Annotated in this window: 15 protein-coding genes; 13 read left to right on the top strand and 2 right to left on the bottom strand. The window is 72.8% G+C overall.

Annotation, left to right across the window (positions count from 1 at the left end; genetic code table 11):
* Positions 1 to 247 precede the first annotated feature (247 nt).
* A complete protein-coding gene (locus ACFV3R_RS05005; RefSeq protein ID WP_385575681.1) occupies positions 248 to 1,120 on the top strand; it encodes a D-alanyl-D-alanine carboxypeptidase family protein in 873 nt (290 codons plus the stop codon).
* Between the two features lie 157 nt (positions 1,121 to 1,277).
* Here the strand turns inward: ACFV3R_RS05005 and ACFV3R_RS05000 are convergent, their stop codons facing one another.
* Positions 1,278 to 2,015 (bottom strand): FadR/GntR family transcriptional regulator, encoded by a 738-nt coding sequence (locus ACFV3R_RS05000; RefSeq protein WP_385575678.1) that lies wholly within the window; start codon positions 2,013 to 2,015, stop codon positions 1,278 to 1,280.
* Positions 2,016 to 2,348: 333 nt separating this feature from the next.
* On the opposite strand from ACFV3R_RS05000, the gene ACFV3R_RS04995 reads away from it, so the two are divergent.
* The 10 genes from ACFV3R_RS04995 (at position 2,349) to ACFV3R_RS04950 (ending at position 15,536) form a co-directional block, all read left to right on the top strand.
* Positions 2,349 to 3,689: an ABC transporter substrate-binding protein gene (locus tag ACFV3R_RS04995; protein ID WP_385575675.1), complete on the top strand. Its 1,341-nt coding sequence runs from the start codon at positions 2,349 to 2,351 to the stop codon at positions 3,687 to 3,689.
* On the top strand, positions 3,686 to 4,648 hold the full coding sequence (locus ACFV3R_RS04990) for a carbohydrate ABC transporter permease (RefSeq protein ID WP_385575672.1): 963 nt from the start codon (positions 3,686 to 3,688) through the stop codon (positions 4,646 to 4,648). Before ACFV3R_RS04995 ends, ACFV3R_RS04990 begins: the two co-directional genes overlap by 4 nt.
* On the top strand, positions 4,645 to 5,514 hold the full coding sequence (locus ACFV3R_RS04985) for a carbohydrate ABC transporter permease (RefSeq protein ID WP_385575669.1): 870 nt from the start codon (positions 4,645 to 4,647) through the stop codon (positions 5,512 to 5,514). Before ACFV3R_RS04990 ends, ACFV3R_RS04985 begins: the two co-directional genes overlap by 4 nt.
* A gap of 42 nt (positions 5,515 to 5,556) precedes the next feature.
* Positions 5,557 to 6,828 carry a cellulase-like family protein gene (locus ACFV3R_RS04980; protein ID WP_385575666.1) on the top strand — a complete coding sequence of 424 codons (1,272 nt, stop codon included), beginning with the start codon at positions 5,557 to 5,559 and terminating at the stop codon, positions 6,826 to 6,828.
* 239 nt (positions 6,829 to 7,067) lie between these two features.
* Positions 7,068 to 8,189 (top strand): exo-alpha-sialidase, encoded by a 1,122-nt coding sequence (locus ACFV3R_RS04975; RefSeq protein ID WP_385575663.1) that lies wholly within the window; start codon positions 7,068 to 7,070, stop codon positions 8,187 to 8,189.
* A 254-nt stretch (positions 8,190 to 8,443) separates the two neighbouring features.
* Complete coding sequence (locus tag ACFV3R_RS04970) at positions 8,444 to 10,420, top strand: acyl-CoA dehydrogenase family protein (RefSeq protein WP_385575660.1); 1,977 nt, start codon at positions 8,444 to 8,446, stop codon at positions 10,418 to 10,420.
* 146 nt (positions 10,421 to 10,566) lie between these two features.
* Positions 10,567 to 11,838, top strand: a complete 1,272-nt coding sequence (dxr, locus tag ACFV3R_RS04965; protein ID WP_385575658.1) for a 1-deoxy-D-xylulose-5-phosphate reductoisomerase — start codon at positions 10,567 to 10,569, stop codon at positions 11,836 to 11,838.
* Positions 11,835 to 13,139 carry a M50 family metallopeptidase gene (locus ACFV3R_RS04960; protein WP_385575655.1) on the top strand — a complete coding sequence of 435 codons (1,305 nt, stop codon included), beginning with the start codon at positions 11,835 to 11,837 and terminating at the stop codon, positions 13,137 to 13,139. Before dxr ends, ACFV3R_RS04960 begins: the two co-directional genes overlap by 4 nt.
* A 193-nt stretch (positions 13,140 to 13,332) precedes the next feature.
* Entirely contained in the window at positions 13,333 to 14,490 is a 1,158-nt protein-coding gene (gene ispG, locus ACFV3R_RS04955) for a flavodoxin-dependent (E)-4-hydroxy-3-methylbut-2-enyl-diphosphate synthase (RefSeq protein ID WP_385575652.1), read from the top strand.
* 200 nt (positions 14,491 to 14,690) lie between these two features.
* A complete protein-coding gene (locus ACFV3R_RS04950; protein WP_385575650.1) occupies positions 14,691 to 15,536 on the top strand; it encodes a GNAT family N-acetyltransferase in 846 nt (281 codons plus the stop codon).
* Positions 15,537 to 15,560: 24 nt separating this feature from the next.
* Here ACFV3R_RS04950 and ACFV3R_RS04945 read toward each other — a convergent pair whose 3' ends face one another.
* Entirely contained in the window at positions 15,561 to 16,328 is a 768-nt protein-coding gene (locus tag ACFV3R_RS04945; RefSeq protein WP_385575647.1) for an Asp/Glu racemase, read from the bottom strand.
* Positions 16,329 to 16,403: 75 nt separating this feature from the next.
* Between ACFV3R_RS04945 and ACFV3R_RS04940 the strand changes: the two genes are divergently transcribed.
* Positions 16,404 to 16,937, top strand: a complete 534-nt coding sequence (locus ACFV3R_RS04940; protein WP_385575644.1) for a GNAT family N-acetyltransferase — start codon at positions 16,404 to 16,406, stop codon at positions 16,935 to 16,937.
* Positions 16,938 to 17,035: 98 nt separating this feature from the next.
* Positions 17,036 to 18,745 (top strand): proline--tRNA ligase, encoded by a 1,710-nt coding sequence (locus ACFV3R_RS04935; protein ID WP_385575641.1) that lies wholly within the window; start codon positions 17,036 to 17,038, stop codon positions 18,743 to 18,745.
* Positions 18,746 to 18,863: the final 118 nt, after the last annotated feature.

The following is an 18,863-nucleotide window of genomic DNA, read 5'->3' as shown; positions in this document are numbered from 1 at the left end:
GGCGCCTTGCGATGCACGGCACCAGACCACGCGACCTCATCGGACGCTCATCTTGCAAGGACCCCTTATCGGCCACCTGATCGCCGGGCGGCTGCGTGTGCGAGATGTGAGCAGGCCCACCGGATTCCGTCCCGGCGGGCGTGCATCCATGAGCGGGCCCCCGTGCGTCTGACGTGTCAGCGGCACGCGTATGCGGTCGCACGGAAGGCCACATGGAGAACTCACTGTGAAAACCGGCATGAGGGGGATGCGCCGCACCTCCGCGGTGCTCGTCACCGCGGGGGCGGTCGCGGCGGCGGGAGCGTTCGCCGCCGCCCCGGCCCAGGCGGCCACGCTCAAGGCGCCCACAATCGTCGCCAAGGGCGGCTACGTGATGAACAACGGCACGGGGGCGAGCCTCTACACCAAGGCAGCCGACACCCGCCGGTCGACCGGTTCCACGACCAAGATCATGACGGCGCGGGTCGTCCTGGCGCAGAAGAACCTCGACCTGAACGCGAAGGTCACCGTCCAGAAGGCCTACAGCGACTACATCGTCTCCAAGACGGCGTCCTCGGCCCACCTGATCGTCGGCGACCGGATCACCGTCCGCCAGCTGCTCTACGGCCTGATGCTGCCCTCGGGCTGCGACGCCGCCTACGCGCTCGCCGACAAGTACGGCACCGGCTCCACCCGGGCGGCACGGGTCAAGTCCTTCATCGGCAAGATGAACTCCACCGCCAAGTCCCTCGGGCTGAAGAACACCCACTTCGACTCGTTCGACGGGATAGGGAACGGCTCCAACTACTCCACGCCGCGCGACCTCACCAAGCTCGCGGGCAACGCGATGAAGTACTCCACCTTCCGCCAGGTCGTGGCCACCCGGTCCACCAAGCAGAAGGTCACCACGAAGAGCGGCGGCTACCGCTACATGTCGTGGACCAACACCAACACGCTGCTGGGCAGTTACTCGGGAACCATCGGCGTCAAGACCGGTTCCGGCCCCGAGGCCAAGTACTGCCTGGTCTTCGCGGCCACCCGCAAGGGCAGGACCGTCATCGGCACCGTCCTGGCCTCCTCCTCGGTCGCGAGCCGCACCGCGGACGCCAAGAAGCTCATGGACTACGGCTTCAAGAAGTAGGCGCACGCCACCGCCCGCACGCCACCACCCGCAGGGCCCGCCGCGACCGACCGGCCGCGGCGGGCCCTGCGTCCTGCGGCTCCCGCCCCTCTCACCGGGGCGCACGAGACGGGGACAGCGGCACCACCGCACGCCGGGCCCGCCGCCGCGCCGGGTCTCACACCTCCCGCGACCCGGCCCCGTCCGGCCCCGCCACCGACGGCCCCTGCAACCGCCGCACGTCCGCCGCGGCCTTCTCCAGCAGCCCCCGCATCAGCGTCTCGGCGGTGTCCGGGTCGCCCGCGCGCACCGCCGCCACCAGATCGGCGTGGCCGGGAACGGGGTCGTCCGCCGAGCCCGCACGGTGGACCAGGAGGTCCCGCAGGAAGAGCCCGGGCTCCAGGAACATGTCCAGCCGCATCAGCAGCGCGTTGCCGGAGGCGGCCAGCAGCGCCCGGTGGAAGGCGACGTCGGCGGTGGCCGCCGCGGCGGCGTCCTCGCCGTCCGCGGCCATGGCGGCCAGTGCCGCCTCCAGCGCCGTGAGATCGGCCGCGGTGCGCCGCAGTGCCGCGTACCGGGCCGCGGCCGGTTCCACCACGGCCCGCATCTCCGTCAGGTCCCGGACGAAGGCGGCGTCGCCGCCCGCCTCGGACTGCCAGCGGATGACGTCGGAGTCCAGCAGGTTCCAGGCGGCGCGCTCACGCACGAAGGTGCCGCGCCGCTGCCGCGCGTCCACCAGGCCCTTGCCCGCGAGCACCTTCAGCGCCTCGCGCAGCGCGGTCAGGCTGATGTCCAGCTCCGCGCCGAGGCCGCCGATGTCGAGCGTCCCTCCCTCCGGTATCCGGCCCGCGACGATGCGGGCTCCCAGCACTTCCACGGTCTGGCCGTGGGTTCCTCGACCTCGGTAGGACGCCATGGCGGTGGCGCCTCCTCGCTGTTTCGTCCGGCCGGCTCGGCGCCGGGCCGGAGGGGACGGGGGACCGCGGCGCCGCCGCGAGGCCGCCGGCCACCGTTCCCGGTCGGCACACCGCACCAGGCCCGCGCCCCGGCCCGACACCGCCCGGACGCCGTGGCGTTCACGCGCCCCCGCTCGCCCGACCGGCACGGATCCGTCAGCACCGTAACCTTCTGCACCTAATTTATGAAGAGTCATTGACGCGGCGAAGAGCCCGCCCCACCATGAGCGGCGAGCAAACGGACCGGGACGCACCCGGACCGCCAACCTCCCCCCGAGAGGGGGTACTTCGCGTTGAGACCACACCATCCGGGCCCGTCCCGGCGAGAGGCACTGCGCGTCCTCGGCCTCACCGGACTGGGGCTGGCCGCCGCACCCGCGCTGGCCGCCTGCGGCAGAGACACCGCCCCGCCCCTCAGTTCAGGGAAGGCCGCCCTCCGCTTCTGGACCCACGACCCCGGCTACTCCAAGACCTTCCAGGCCGCCCTCCGCCGGCCCGCGCTGATGCAGGGCTCCCGCTTCCGGTACACGCTGAACGTCACCCAGTCCAACCCCACCGACCTGGTCACCCGGCTCGTCGCCCAGGCCATCGCCGACGGCGACACCCCCGACCTGGTCGGCATGGTCGTCGACCAGTTCCCCCGCGTCATGCGCGACGACCTCGCCGGCCGGCTCTTCACCGACCTCACCGCCACCGTCGCCCCGCACCACGCCGACCTGCTCAAACTCCCCTCGTACAGCATCGCCGGCACGCCCTACTGCCTGGAGTCGGACAACTCGGTCAGCGTCTACTACTACCGCCACGACGAGTTCGCCCGGCACGGCATCCCGCACGACCTGGACACCTGGGAGGAACTGGCCGAAGCCGGCGCCGGGCTGCACCGCAGGACCGGCCAGTACCTCGGCATGGTCTCCACCGGCAACACGTCCAACGCCTGCTTCACCTTCTTCCAGTTCCTCCTGCAACGCGGCGGCCAGGTCTTCGACGAACACGCCCGACTGCGCCTGGACTCGCCCGAGGCCGTGCAGACCCTCACCTTCCTGCGGGACGGGGTCAGGAGCGGCTTCCTCGTGCCCCTCATCGACCCCTACGGCAGTGCCTGCGCCGCCGCCCTGAAGTCCGGCCGGCTCATCGGCACTGCCATGCCCAACTGGTACAACCAGTACGGCCTCCAGGCCAACTGCCCCGAACAGAAGGGAAAGTGGCGGCTGCGGCTGCTGCCCCGGTTCGCGGCCGGCGGGCACACCGCCTCCACCTGGGGCGGCACCGCCTTCTGCGTGGTCAAGGACAAACCCGGCAGTCAGGCGGCGCTGGAGCTGCTGCGCCGCGTCTACCTCACCCGCGCGGGCCAGATCCTGCGCTACCGCACCGGCGGTTACCTGCCGACCCTCCGGTCCCTCTACCGCGACCCCGCCTTCACCGGCGTGCAGGACGCCTACCTCGGCGGCCAGCGCGTCTTCGACGTCTACGCACAGGCCGCCGCCGACCTGCCCGCCTACTACCAGTCGCCCGACACCCGCATCCTCACCGACGTCCTGGGCGGCCACGTCCTGGACGCCGTCCTGGGCCGTGCTGAGCCGGCCGCGGCGTTGAGAGCGGGCCTCGACGACTACCGGGAGCAGGTGAAGCGATGAACACCCAGGTGCCCGCCGGGCCGGTGCCCGCCGCACCCCGGGCCGACGCCCCCGACCACGAGCGGCGGCCCCACCGCTCCTGGTGGTCGCGGCACCAGCGCGACCTGGCGCCCTACGTCTTCGTCTCGCCGTTCTACGTCGTCTACGCCCTCTTCATGATCGTCCCCATCGGTTTCGCGCTCTACCTCAGCTGCACCGAGTGGGCCGGCCTCGGGCCCACCCACTGGGTCGGGCTGCGCAACTACGCCGACCTGCTCACCGACTCCAGCTGGTGGAACGCGGTCGGCAACACCGCCGTCTACACCGTGGTGACCCTCCTGGTCATCATCCCCGCGGCCCTGCTGATCGCGCAGGCGCTCAACGCCCGGGGGCTGCGCGGCCGCGACATGTTCCGGCTCGCCTTCTTCCTGCCCGTGGTCATCTCCCCGATCATCGTCTCGCTCGTCTTCGGCCTCGTCTTCGACGGCGAGTACGGACTGCTCAACACCGTCCTGAGGGCGCTCTTCGGCTTCGGCGGCACCAGCTGGCTCACCGACCCCTGGTGGGCCCAGGCCGCCGTCATCGTCCTCGTGCTGTGGCGGTGGACCGGCTACCTCACGGTCTTCTTCCTCGCCGGCCTGCAGAACGTGCCCCGCGACCTGTACGAGGCCGCCGAGCTCGACGGCGCCGGACGGGTGCGCACCTTCGTCTGTGTCACCCTGCCGGTGCTGCGACCGGTCACCGCGTTCGTCGCCGTCACCGTCCTCGTGCACACCGCGCAGATCTTCGACGAACCGTTCCTGCTCACCCAGGGCGGGCCCGGCGAGTCCACCTACTCGGTCGCGATGTTCCTCTACCGCGCGGGCTTCCAGCGCCAGCAGCTGGGCTACGCGTCCGCCGCCGGCGTGCTGCTCTTCGCCGCCGTCCTGGTGCTCGGGCAGCTCGCCAACCGCATCATGGGAGTGGGGCGGGAGCGATGAGCGAGCACGCGTCCGCCGTCCGCGGCAAGGCCGGCGCCGCGCCGCGCCGCGGCCCCGGGCGGCTGCTGCTCCACGCCGCCCTCCTGCTGCTCCTGCTCGTCTTCGTCCTGCCGATGCTGTGGGCCGTCAGCTCCTCCTTCAAGGCCCGCAGCGACATCTTCAGCTACCCGCCCCAGCTGCTGCCCCACCCGGGGACGCTGGCCAACTACCGCTCCCTGCTGAGCGAACAGCCCTTCTGGAGCTGGCTGCTGACCAGCACCGTGGTGGCGGCAGCGGCCACCGTGCTCGCCGTCGGCCTCTGCTCGCTGGCCGGGTTCGCCTTCGCCAAGTACCGCTTCCGCGGCCGCAACGCGCTCTTCCAGGTCATGTTCAGTTCCATGGCGGTGCCGCTCACCGTCATCGTGGTGCCGCTCTTCCTCATGCTCGCCAAGGCCCACCTCACCGCACCCTGGTTCGCCCTCGTCGTCCCCTGGATGACCCCCGCGTTCGGCATCTTCATGATGCGGCAGTTCACCGAACAGGCGATTCCCGACGCACTGCTGGACGCCGCCCGGGTCGACGGCTGCACCGAGTTCACCCTCTTCCGGCGCGTCGTGGTGCCGCTGCTGCGGCCCGCGCTCGGCGCGCTCGGCGTGTGGTCCTTCCTCACCAGCTACAACAGCTTCCTGTGGCCACTGATCGTGGTGAGCGACCCCCACCGCTACACCGTGCCCCTCGGCCTCCAGGCGCTGTTCGGCGCCGAGGGCCGCAGTTACGACCTCGTCCTCGCCGGAGCGGTCCTCGCCGCCCTGCCCAGCCTGCTGGTCTTCTTCCTGCTGCGGCGGCAACTGCTCTCCGGCCTCACCGCGGGCGCCGTCAAGAGCTGACCGCCCCAGCGCGCCCGCCGCCCGCCGCCCCAAGGAGGCCCCGTGCCCACCGCACCGCCCGCCCACCTCCCGGCCCGGCTGACCCTCACCCTCTGGGACTTCACCTGGTACACCCGCACCGGCCCCGGCGAACCCTTCGCCGACCTCGACCGCGCCTTCGCCGAGGCCGTCGAGCGCGGCTACAACACCGTCCGGGTCTGCGCCATGCCCTACCTGCTCTTCGGCTCCGGACTGGACACCACCGCGCTACGCCTGGGCCCCCTCGGCGGCGGCCTGGGACAGCGGACCCGCTGGTACGACGTGCGGGCCGGCACCACCATCGACGCCCGCGCCCGCCTGCTCCAGCTGTTCGAGGCGGCGCGGCGGCACGACTGCTTCGTCGTCCTCTCCAGCTGGGAGTACCAGCAGAGCCCGAGCTTCGCCACCGACCCGGCCTGGTGGGACGCGCTGCGCCGGGTCGAGCCCGAGCGGCGCGCCGAAGCCCTCGCCGAGGCCCTGGCCGACCTCGTCGACTTCCTCGCCGCACACGGCCTGGCCGACCGCGTGGTCTGCGCCGAACTCCACAACGAGGCACAGGGCAGCCTGCTGGCCGAGGGGCTCGACCCCGACCGCACCCGGCGGGTGGTGGCCCTGCGTCCCCGGCTCGAACGCGGCATCGAGGCGTTCAAGAAGCGCCACCCCGACCACCTGGTGGCCCTCGACTACGCCGGAGTGCCGCTCGGCGCGCTGCGCGGGGTGCCCCGCACCGCCGACGTCCTCGTCTTCCACCCCTACGTCTACGGCGTCCTGGGCGAACTCAACGAGACCTTCGCCGTCCGCAACCGCGACCGCCCCTTCCCGCAGCAGGCCGTCCGCCGCGAGCTGCTCCGCGCCGGCGCCCCCGACCTGGCGGAGTGGACCCTGCCGCCCGCCGACCGGTGGAAGCTGGCCGCCACCACCGTCGGGCAGCGCGAGCTCTACCTCCACGACTGGTGCGACCCGGAACGCTTCGACGCCTGGCTGTACGACCGCTACGCGCTGCACCGCCCCCTGATGGAGGAACGGCTGCGCACCTGGATCGCCGCCGCCGCGGACCGGGCGGCCGAGACCGGCGTCCCCCTCGTCCTGGGCGAGGGCTGGGTCGGCTACACCCCGCTGCACGGCACCTTCGAGGAGGGACCCGCCGGAGCCGCGCTGTGCCGCCTGGCCGTCGCGGAGGCCGCCCGCACCGGCGCCTGGGGCACCGTCGTCTGCTCCAACGCCGCGCCCCACCACCCCATGTGGGCGGACGTGGCCTTGCAGAAGGCGTGCAACGAGGCATTCCGGGCCGCCTGACCCGCCGGCCCCGGACGGACGCCACCCGCCTCCCGCGGCCCCTGCCCCCGGCGTCCCCCACACGCCTCCCGGAGTTCACCCGACCGCCACTCCGTCACGTGAACCCCGGACGTACCTTCAGCGTCTTTCACCCCGTAAGTCCTGCTTCAGCACTCCCGTACCGTCACGACGCCGCCACCACGGGACGTCGCCCCCGGCGCCGCCACCGCGACGCCGCACCGACCGTGAGGAGCAGTCCGTTGACCACCGCGGCCCACCGCCACCCCGCACCCACCGCCTCCGTCCCCTTCCGCAAGGGCCAGGAGGGCTACGACACCTACCGCATCCCCGCCGTCGTCACCTCGCGGCAGGGCACCGTCCTCGCCTTCGCGGAGGGCCGGCACGACTCCGGCTCCGACACCGGGCACATCGACACCGTCCTGCGGCGCTCCACCGACGGTGGCCTCACCTGGCAACCGCTCCAGGTGGTCTGCGAGGAACCCGGCCAGGGAACCGCCGGCAACCCCGCCCCCGTGGTCCTCGACAACGGCCGGATCGTCCTGGTCACCACGCACAACGCCGCCACCGCCACCGAGCAGAAGATCCTCCTCGGCCAGGTGAGCGCCGAGGAGACCCGCCGCGTCTGGGTGCAGCACAGCGACGACGACGGCCTGACCTGGTCGTCCGCCCGCGAGATCACCGCCGACGTCAAGAAGCCGGACTGGCGCTGGTACGCCACCACCCCCGGCCACGGCGTCCTCCTGCGCCACGGCCCGCACGCCGGCCGCATCGTCGTCCCCTGCAACCACACCACCCCGCCCACCGGCACCGACAAGGGCAACGAGGGCAAGTACAACAGCGGCAACTCCATCCTCAGCGACGACGGCGGCGAGACCTGGCGCCTGGGCTACCTCGACGAGAACCCCGACGGCTACGTCAACGTCAACGAGTCCACCGGCACCGAACTGCCCGACGGCCGCCTCTACCTCAACACCCGCAACGACGCGACCTCGCCCGGCCACCGCGCCGACGCCTACTCCGAGGACGGCGGGGAGAGCCTGGTCAAGCCCTTCCGCCCGCAGGCCGGCCTCGTCACGCCGATCTGCCAGGGCAGCGTGCTCGCGCTCACCGACCCCGAGGTGCTGCTCTTCTCCGGCCCCGCCGACCCCGAGGACCGCGCCCTGATGACGGTCCGCGCCAGCGAGGACGCAGGACTCACCTGGCGCCCGGCCTTCACCGCCTCCGGCCTGCCCGCCGCCTACTCCGACCTGGTCCGCGTCGACGCGGACACCGTCGGCCTCCTCTACGAGACCGGCGACTTCAGCGCCTACTCGACGGTCACCTTCCAGCGCATCCCGGTCACCGCACTCCTCCGCCGCTGAGGACCGCCGCCGCACCCGCCGCGCGGCGCCGGCGCCGGGCAGCCCGCCCGGCGCCGGCACCACCGGCCGCCGACTGGCGCAACCGGCAGGTGCGCCCGCCGATCGACGGGGTAGGGACTCCTTCGTCTGGACGAGTCAAACCCGTAAGGCCACGGACCGGTGGCCACCCGGCGAGCCACGCGCACCGCGCCCGCCCGCCGCGGCGCCCCGGACCGCGGCATGGCGCGAGAAGCCTGGCGGCGAGGTGAAGGACGATGACCGCTCCCTCCACACCAACCACCCCATCCGGCCCGACCGGCCCGAGGACCGCACGGGAGCCCGGCGGCACCCGCAACGTCTCCGAGCGCGAGGCGCGGCAGGTCGCCGAGGACGCCCGCGAGCAGCACTGGCACAAACCGAGCTTCGCCAAGGAGCTCTTCCTCGGCCGCTTCCGGCTCGACCTGATCCACCCCCACCCCACCCCCGACCAGGAGGACGCCCGGCGCGGCGAGGCCTTCCTCGCCAAGCTCCGCGCCTTCTGCGAGAACGAGGTGGACGGCGCACGCATCGACCGCGAGGGCCGCATCCCCGACGAGACCGTGCGGGGCCTGAAGGAACTCGGCGCCCTCGGCATGAAGATCGACCGGAAGTACGGCGGTCTCGGCCTCACCCAGGTCTACTACAACCGGGCGCTGGCCCTCGCAGGTTCGGCCAGCCCAGCCATCGGCGCGCTGCTCTCCGCCCACCAGTCCATCGGCGTGCCGCAGCCGCTGAAGATGTTCGGCAGCCAGGAACAGCGCGACACCTTCCTGCCGCGCTGCGCCACCACCGACATCTCCGCCTTCCTCCTCACCGAACCCGACGTCGGCTCCGACCCCGCCCGGCTGGCCACCACCGCCACCCCCGACGGCGAGGACTACCTGCTGGACGGCGTGAAGCTGTGGACCACCAACGGCGTCGTCGCCGACCTGCTGGTCGTCATGGCCCGGGTGCCCGAGGCCGAGGGCCACAAGGGCGGCATCAGCGCCTTCGTCGTCGAGGCCGACGCCGAGGGCATCACCGTGGAGAACCGCAACGCCTTCATGGGGCTGCGCGGCATCGAGAACGGCGTCACCCGCTTCCACCGGGTCCGCGTCCCCGCCGCCAACCGCATCGGGCCCGAGGGCGCCGGCCTGAAGATCGCGCTGACCACCCTCAACACCGGCCGGCTCTCGCTGCCCGCCATGTGCGTCGGCTCCGGCAAGTGGTGCCTGAAGATCGCCCGCGAGTGGTCGGGGGTGCGCGAGCAGTGGGGCCGGCCCGTCGCCAGGCACGAGGCGGTCGGCTCCAAGATCTCCTTCATCGCGGCCACCACCTTCGCCCTGGAGGCCGTCGTCGACCTCGCCTCCCAGATGGCCGACGAGGACCGCAACGACATCCGCATCGAAGCCGCCCTCGCCAAGCTCTACGGCTCCGAGATGGGCTACCTGATGGCCGACGAGCTGGTGCAGATCCGCGGCGGCCGCGGATTCGAGACGGCCGACTCCCTCGCCGCCCGCGGGGAGCGGGCCGTCCCCGCCGAGCAGATGCTGCGCGACATGCGCATCAACCGCATCTTCGAGGGCTCGACGGAGATCATGCACCTCCTCATCGCCCGTGAGGCCGTCGACGCCCACCTCTCCGCCGCCGGCGACCTCATCGACCCCGACAAGTCGCTCGGCGACAAGGGCCGCGCCGCCGCGAAGGCCGGCGCCTTCTACGCCCGCTGGCTGCCGCAACTGGTCGCCGGGCCCGGTGCGCTCCCCACCGGCTACCACGAGTTCGGCCGGCTCGCCCCGCACCTGCGCTACGTCGAACGCACCGCCCGCAAGCTGGCCCGCTCCACCTTCTACGCCATGTCGCGCTGGCAGGGCCGGATGGAGACCAAACAGGGCTTCCTCGGCCGCGTCGTCGACATCGGGGCGGAGCTGTTCGCCATGAGCGCCGCGTGCGTGCGCGCCGAGCACCTGCGCACCGCGGGTGACAACGGCCGCGAGGCCCACCAGCTCGCCGACGCCTTCTGCCGCCAGGCCCGCATCCGCGTCGAGGAGCTCTTCGGCCGGCTGTGGACCAACACCGACGACCTCGACCGCAAGGTCGTCACCGGGGTGCTGGCCGGCGCCTACGAGTGGCTGGAGGACGGTGTCGTCGACCCCAGCGGCGAGGGCCCCTGGATCGCCGACGCCACGCCGGGGCCCAGCCTCAAGGAGAACGTCCACCGCACGATCGGCTGAGTCGCCTCCCGCGCCGCCCCGGACCGCCGCCCACCACCGCCACCGCGTGGTGCGGCGGCGCCGGCCCGGGCCCCGGCGCGACGCGGACGGGTGACGCCTCACCCCTTGTCGTCCCGCCGCCTCCGTCACACGCCACAATGGACGCCATGACGGACTCCCTCGCCCACCCGAAGCTGCGCTACACGCCGGCCGCCGTCCCCGGCGCGTCGCAGGGCCCCCGCACCCTGGTGATCCTCGGATCCACCGGTTCCATCGGCACCCAGGCCATCGACCTGGTGCTGCGCCACCCCGACCGCTTCCAGGTCACCGGCCTGTCCGCGGCCGGCGGCCGGGTGGCGCTGCTGGCCGAGCAGGCCCACCGGCTGCGGGTGCGCACCGTCGCGGTGGCGCACGAGGACGTCGTCCCGGCGCTGCGCGAGGCCCTCTCCTCCCACTACCAGCCGGGCGAGCCGCTGCCCGAGATCCTGGCCGGCCCCGACGCCGCCACCGAGCTCGCGGCCTCCCCCTGCCACACCGTCCTCAACGGCATCACCGGCTCCATCGGTCTGGCGCCGACGCTGGCCGCCCTCGAAGCCGGCCGCGCCCTGGCGCTCGCCAACAAGGAGTCCCTCATCGTGGGCGGGCCGCTGGTGAAGGCGACGGCCGTCCCCGGCCAGATCGTCCCCGTCGACTCCGAGCACTCCGCCCTCTTCCAGGGCCTGGCCGGCGGCGCCCGCCGCGACGTCCGCAAGCTGGTCGTCACCGCCTCCGGCGGCCCCTTCCGCGGGCGCACCCGGCAGGAGCTGGAGAGCGTCACCCCCGAGCAGGCCCTCGCCCACCCGACCTGGGCCATGGGCCCCGTCATCACGGTGAACTCGGCCACCCTGGTCAACAAGGGCCTGGAGGTCATCGAGGCCCACCTGCTCTACGACGTGCCCTTCGAGCAGATCGAGGTCGTCGTCCACCCGCAGTCCTACGTTCACTCGATGGTGGAGTTCACCGACGGCTCCACCCTCGCCCAGGCCAGCCCGCCCGACATGCGGATGGCCATCGCGCTGGGCATCGGCTGGCCCGACCGGGTGCCGGACGCCGCCCCGGCCGTCGACTGGTCCAAGGCCCAGACCTGGGAGTTCGCCCCCCTGGACGAGGAGGCCTTCCCCTCCGTCCCGCTGGCCTGCCACGTCGGCGCGCTCGGCGGCACCGCCCCCGCCGTCTTCAACGCCGCCAACGAGGAGTGCGTCGAGGCGTTCCTGGCGGGGAAGCTCCCGTTCAACGGCATCGTCGACACCGTCGCCGAGGTCGTGGCCGAACACGGCACGCCCGCTCCGGGAACCACTCTCACGGTCCCGGACGTACTGGAGGCGGAGACCTGGGCGCGCGCCCGCGCCCGCGAACTGGCCGCCGCGGCGGCCGCCCACGTCACGGAGGCCCGCGTATGACGACCCTGATGACCGTCCTCGGCATAGTCGTCTTCGTGGTGGGGCTGCTCTTCTCCATCGCCTGGCACGAGCTCGGCCACCTCTCGACCGCCAAGATGTTCGGCATCCGGGTGCCGCAGTACATGGTCGGCTTCGGACCGACGATCTTCTCCCGCAAGAAGGGCGACACCGAGTACGGCGTCAAGGCCGTCCCGCTCGGCGGCTACATCCGCATGATCGGCATGTTCCCGCCCGGTGACGACGGCAAGCTCCAGGCCCGCTCGACCTCGCCCTGGCGCGGCATGATCGAGGACGCCCGCTCCGCCGCCTTCGAGGAGCTCCAGCCCGGCGACGAGAAGCGGCTCTTCTACACCCGCGCCCCCTGGAAGCGGGTCATCGTCATGTTCGCCGGGCCCTTCATGAACCTGATCCTCGCGGTCGTGGTGTTCATGGGCGTCCTCATGGGCTTCGGCATCAACACCCAGACCACCCAGGTCAGCACCGTCTCCGACTGCGTCATCGCCGCGAGCGCCAAGACCGACAAGTGCCCCGCCGATGCCCCGGACTCCCCGGCCAAGGCCGCAGGGCTGCGCCCCGGGGACCGGATCACCGCCTTCGACGGCAGGAAGGTGCCCGACTGGGGCACCCTCCAGAGCCGGATCCGCGACACCACCGGCCCGGCCACGATCACCGTCGAGCGCGACGGCCACAGCCGCACCCTGCACGCCGACCTCATCCGCAACAAGGTCGCCAAGACCGACGGCCACGGCAACTACGTCGACGGCAAGTACGTCACCGCCGGCTTCCTCGGGTTCACCCCGGCCAGCGGCGTCGTGCGGCAGTCCTTCGGCCAGTCCGTGGACCGCATGACCGGCATGGTGGAGCAGGGCGTGCAGTCCATCGTCGACCTGCCCGAGAAGATCCCCGACCTGTGGAACGCCGCCTTCAACGGCGGCGAGCGCAAGCCCGACTCGCCCATGGGCGTCGTGGGCGCGGCCCGCGTCGGCGGCGAGGTCTTCTCCCTGCACATCCCGCCGGTGCAGCGCGTGGCCACCATGCTGTTCCTGGTCGCCGGCTTCAACCTCTCGCTGTTCCTCTTCAACATGCTGCCGCTGCTGCCACTGGACGGCGGGCACATCGCCGGCGCCCTGTGGGAGGCGCTGCGCCGCAACCTCGCCCGGGTCTTCCGCCGCCCCGACCCGGGACCGTTCGACGTGGCGAAGCTCATGCCCGTCGCCTACGTCGTGGCCGGCGTCTTCGTCTGCTTCACGCTGCTGGTCCTGGTGGCCGACGTGGTCAACCCGGTCAAGCTGACCGGCTGACCGGCGTGCGGGGGCACCCGGCGCCCCCGCACGCCACGGGGCGCCGGGCGGTCCGGGTTTACCCGGTCGGCCGTCACCCGCCCGTGGGCCGCCCGGGACGGGGTGTGAGTTCCGGCCACCCCGTGCCGTAGTCTCGAATGCCGGAGCCCGCCGATCTCGGGACCTAGATCCACAACTTGGGGTTGCTCGCCAGATGACTGCCATTTCGTTGGGAATGCCGGACGTTCCGGCCAAGCTCGCCGACCGCCGCGTCAGTCGCAAGATCCAGGTGGGGCCGGTCGCCGTGGGCGGTGACGCGCCCGTCTCCGTCCAGTCGATGACCACGACGCGGACGTCCGACATCGGCGCAACGCTCCAGCAGATCGCCGAGCTGACCGCCTCCGGCTGCCAGATCGTCCGGGTGGCCTGCCCCACCCAGGACGACGCCGACGCCCTGCCCGTCATCGCCAGGAAGTCGCAGATCCCGGTCATCGCGGACATCCACTTCCAGCCGAAGTACGTCTTCGCCGCGATCGACGCAGGCTGCGCCGCGGTGCGCGTCAACCCCGGCAACATCAAGCAGTTCGACGACAAGGTCAAGGAGATCGCCAAGGCCGCCTCCGCCGCCGGCGTCCCCATCCGCATCGGCGTCAACGCCGGCTCCCTGGACCGGCGCCTGCTGGAGAAGTACGGCAAGGCCACCCCCGAGGCGCTGGTGGAGTCCGCGCTGTGGGAGTGCTCGCTCTTCGAGGAGCACGGCTTCCGCGACATCAAGATCTCGGTCAAGCACAACGACCCGGTCGTGATGGTCAACGCCTACCGGCTGCTGGCCCAGAAGTGCGACTACCCCCTCCACCTCGGCGTCACCGAGGCCGGCCCCGCCTTCCAGGGCACCATCAAGTCGGCCGTCGCCTTCGGCGCCCTGCTCAGCGAGGGCATCGGCGACACCATCCGGGTCTCCCTCTCCGCGCCGCCGGCCGAGGAGGTCAAGGTCGGCATCCAGATCCTGGAGTCCCTCGGCCTGCGCCAGCGCCGCCTGGAGATCGTCTCCTGCCCCTCCTGCGGCCGTGCCCAGGTCGACGTCTACAAGCTCGCCGACCAGGTCACCGCCGGCCTGGAGGGCATGGAGGTGCCGCTGCGCGTCGCCGTCATGGGCTGCGTCGTCAACGGCCCCGGCGAGGCCCGCGAGGCCGACCTCGGCGTCGCCTCCGGCAACGGCAAGGGCCAGATCTTCGTGAAGGGCGAGGTCATCAAGACCGTCCCCGAGTCCAAGATCGTGGAGACCCTCATCGAGGAGGCCCAGAAGATCGCGGCCGAGATGGAGGCCGAGGGCATCACCTCCGGCGAGCCCCAGGTCGCCGTCGCCGGCTGACCCCCGCGGCCACACCGCTGAGCCCGAGCCCTCCCGCCCCACCCCGGCGGGAGGGCTCGGGCGTGCCCGCCCCGGTACCGGGAGCCATCCCGACGGCGCGAGCGGGTACCGGAACCACGAGAGGTACCCTTCGAAGAATCGTCACGTCCCGCCCCCGCCCGGGCGCCGCCCGGGCCCGTAACGATGAGGCCCGTCCACTCGTGCTGACGACCACGACCACCCGAGTCCTTGAGCCGGGGGAACTCGACGACGCGCTGGCGGTCCTGCACCGTGACCCGGTGGCCAACGCGTTCGTGACCGCCCGCGTCCAGGTCGCCGGCCTCGACCCGTGGCGGCTCGGCGGCGAGATGTGGGGCTTCTACGTCGACGGACGACTGCGCTCACTGTGCTACGCCGGAGCCAACCTGGTGCCCGTGGACGCCACCCCCGAAGCCGTCCGCGGCTTCGCCGAACGCGCCCTGCGCCAGGGCCGTCGCTGCTCCTCCATCGTCGGGCCCGCCGAACCCACCGCCGAGCTGTGGGCCCTGCTGGAGCCCAGCTGGGGCCCGGCCCGCGAGGTGCGCGCCCCGCAGCCCCTGATGGTCACCTCCGAGCCCTCCGCGACCGTCGCCCCCGACCCCGCGGTGCGCCGCGTCCGCAAGGACGAGATGGACGTCATCATGCCCGCCTGCGTGGCCATGTTCACCGAGGAGGTCGGCGTCTCGCCGCTCGCCGGGGACGGCGGCCTCCTCTACCAGGCCCGCGTCGCCGAACTCGTCGGCGCGGGCCGGTCCTTCGCCCGCATCGAGGGCGGCCGCGTGGTCTTCAAGGCCGAGATCGGCGCCGCCACCCCCCGGGCCTGCCAGATCCAGGGGGTGTGGGTCGACCCCGAGTACCGAGGCAAGGGACTGTCGAAGGCCGGCATGGCAGCCGTGGTCCGCTACGCGCTGGCGGACGTCTCCCCGGTCGTCAGCCTCTACGTCAACGACTACAACACCCCGGCCCGCGCCGCCTACCGCGCCGTCGGCTTCGAGGAGACCGGCGCCTTCATGAGCGTGCTGTTCTAGAACGGCCCGAGCGGCGCGTCCCACTCACCTGGAGGTCACCCCGCCCTGCTGCGCGGCCCCCGGGGCGGCCGGCTCCAGCAGCCGTCCCCCGCCGACCGCACGGACGCCGACCTGCCCCGCCAGCGCCCACATCGTCGCCTGGTTGGCGGTGACCACCGGCTTGCCCAGCAGCTCCTCCAGCGGCCCCACCACCTCGTAGGTGGGCAGTGCCGAGCAGCTCACGAACACCGCGTCGGCCTCGGGCCGGTCACCGGCGCGCACCGCCGCCACCACCTGCGCCTGCGTCGCCCCGTAGACCGCCTCCACCGACGCCGCCCCCAGCGGGGTCAGCGAGACCACCTCGAAGCCGGCCGCCGCCAGGTACGCCCGCAGCCAGTCGCCCACCGGCTCCTGGTACGGGTGGACCACCGCGATCCGGCGGGCCCCGAGCCGGCGCAGCGCGGCGGTCACGGCGCCCGTCGTGGTCACCGCCCGCGCCGCCCCCGCACCGTGCAGCGCCGCGACCACCGCTGCCTCCCCGGCCGGGCCCCGCGCGAAGCCGCCCACCGCGCACAGGTACGCCACGGCCTCCGCCCCCGCCGCCACCAGCCGCCGGGCCGGGGCCGCCAGCAGTGCCGGATCGCTCAGCCGCCGCGCCAGCTCCGCGTTGTCCCGGTAGGGCACCTCGTCGGTCAGCGTCAGCGACCACTCCAGCTCCGGCGGCAGCCAACGGGCTGCCTCCGCCTGCCTGGTGAAGTCGAAGGAGGCGACCACGCCCACCCGCCGCCGCCCCGTCCCCGGTGTCCGCTCCATACGAGGACGCTAGGAGACCACCGGGCCACCCCGCCACCCCCACCCCGGCCCCGCGAGGCGCTACGCTCGGCGCCCATGGAAGACGTCGCGGTCGCCCCGCTGGACCTCGCCGCCCGGATCGACGACGCCCTGGCGGTCCAGGCGGTGGCGTTCGGGCTCGACGACGAGGAGATCCGGGTCCGCCGCCACATCGTGCTGCGGCACCTGGAGAGCCCCGGCGCCCGCGCACTGGGCGCCACCACCTCCGAGGGCCGGCTGGTCGGGTTCGTCTACGGCATGCCCAACGACCGCAGCCACTGGTGGTCCACGGTGGTCGAGCCCTACCTGCGCCGCCGTGAGGCCGACGGCTGGCTCGACGACTCCTTCGTCATCACCGAACTCCACGTCCACCCCCGCTACCAGCGCCGGGGCCTGGGCCGGGCCCTGATCACCCGGCTCACCGACGAGGCGTCCCAGCCCCGCAGCATCCTGTCGGCCATCGACACCGACAGCCCGGCCCGCGACCTCTACCACGCCCTGGGCTACCGCGACCTCGCCCGGCGCGTCCTGTTCCCCAGCGCGCCGCGGCCCTACGCCGTCATGGGGGCCCCGCTGCCGCTCGTGCGCTGAGGCTCTCCCCGGGCCGGGAGAGCGGACCCATTTCCGTGTGCACGACCGGGAGGGCTAACCTCGGGCCAGTCACCGTTCCTCAGCAGGAGAAGAGCCCCATGGCCCACGCCGCGCAGGTCCAGCGCATGTCCCGTTTGATGCTCAAGACGCTGCGCGACGACCCGGCCGACGCCGAGACCGCCAGCCACAAGCTGCTCGTGCGCGCCGGGTACGTCCGCCGCACCTCCGCGGGCATCTGGACCTGGCTGCCGCTCGGCATGAAGGTCCTGGAGAACGTCACCCGCGTCGTGCGCGAGGAGATGAACGCCATCGGCGCCCAGGAGGTCCTCCTGCCCGCGCTGCTCCCCAAGGAGCCCTACGAGCAGTCCGGCCGCTGGGAGGAGTACGGCGACCTGCTGTTCCGCCTCAAGGACCGCAAGGGCTCCGACTACCTCCTCGGCCCGACCCACGAGGAGATCTTCACCCTCACGGTCAAGGACCAGTGCACGTCCTACAAGGACCTGCCGGTCATGCTCTACCAGATCCAGACCAAGTACCGTGACGAGGCCCGTCCGCGCTCCGGCGTCCTGCGCGGCCGCGAGTTCACCATGAAGGACTCCTACAGCTTCGACACCTCCGACGAGGGGCTGGCCGAGGCCTACCGCCTGCACCGCCAGGCCTACCAGGAGATCTTCCGCCGCCTGGGCATGGACTACCGCATCGTCTCGGCCGTCTCCGGCGCCATGGGCGGCTCCGCCTCCGAGGAGTTCCTCGCCCCGGCCGCCGCCGGCGAGGACACCTTCGTCTACTGCCCCTCCTGCGAGTACGCGGCCAACACCGAAGCCGTCACCGCGAGGATCGAGCCGGTCGACGGCAGCGGCCACGGGCCCGTCGAGGAACTGGACACCCCCGACACCCCCACCATCGAGACCCTCGCCGCCCACCTCGGCGTCGAAGCCTCCGCCACCCTGAAGAACCTGCTGGTCAAGGTCGACGGTGAGATCGTCGCGGTCGCCGTTCCCGGCAACCGCGAGGTGGACCTCGACAAGCTCGGCGAGCACCTCGCGCCCGCCGTCGTCGAGGTCGTCACCGCCGAGGACTTCACCGGCCGCCCCGAACTGGTCCGCGGCTACATCGGCCCGCAGGGCATGGCCGGCAAGGCGTTCCGCTACATCGCCGACCCCCGGGTGGCGCCCGGCACGGCCTGGATCACCGGCGCCAACAAGGAGGGCAAGCACGCCCGCAACGTCGTCGCCGGCCGCGACTTCGAGGTCGACGAGTACCTCGACGTGGTCGTGGTGGAGGCGGGCGACCCCTGCCCCGAGTGCGGCACCGGGCTGCGCATCGACCGCGCCATCGAGATCGGCCACATCTTCCAGCTCGGCCGCAAGTACGCCGACGCCTTCGAGCTGGACGTGCTGGGCCAGAACGGCAAGCCGGTCCGCGTCACCATGGGCTCCTACGGCATCGGCGTCTCCCGCGCGGTGGCCGCCATCGCCGAGCAGACGCACGACGCGTCGGGCCTGTGCTGGCCGGCCGAGGTCGCACCCGCCGACGTCCACGTCGTCGCCGCGGGCAAGGCCGCCCAGACCGAACTGGCCCTGGAGGTGGCCGACCTGCTCGCCGAGGCCGGCCTGCGCGTCATGGTCGACGACCGCGCCGGGGTCTCGCCGGGTGTGAAGTTCACCGACGCCGAGCTCATCGGCGTCCCCAAGATCCTCGTCGCGGGCCGCCGCACGGCCGAGCGCGTCCTGGAGCTGAAGGACCGCCGCACCGGCGAGCGCGAGGAGCTGACCGTCGAGGAGGCGCTCGCCCGGCTCAGCGCCTGACCGGCTCCGGCGAGGCCGGGAGGCCGCACGCCGTGGCACGCGCCCGCCGACCCCGCGCAGCCGGGGCGGCGGGCGCGGCACGCACGGCCCGGTCCCGCGCGGGAGCCGTCCGGGGTCG

Origin of the sequence: Streptomyces sp. NPDC059740 (genome assembly GCF_042733155.1) — a bacterium.
GTDB lineage: Bacteria > Actinomycetota > Actinomycetes > Streptomycetales > Streptomycetaceae > Streptomyces.
Note: the sequence above shows the minus strand (reverse complement) of the source record. Positions and strands in the feature narration are given on the sequence as shown.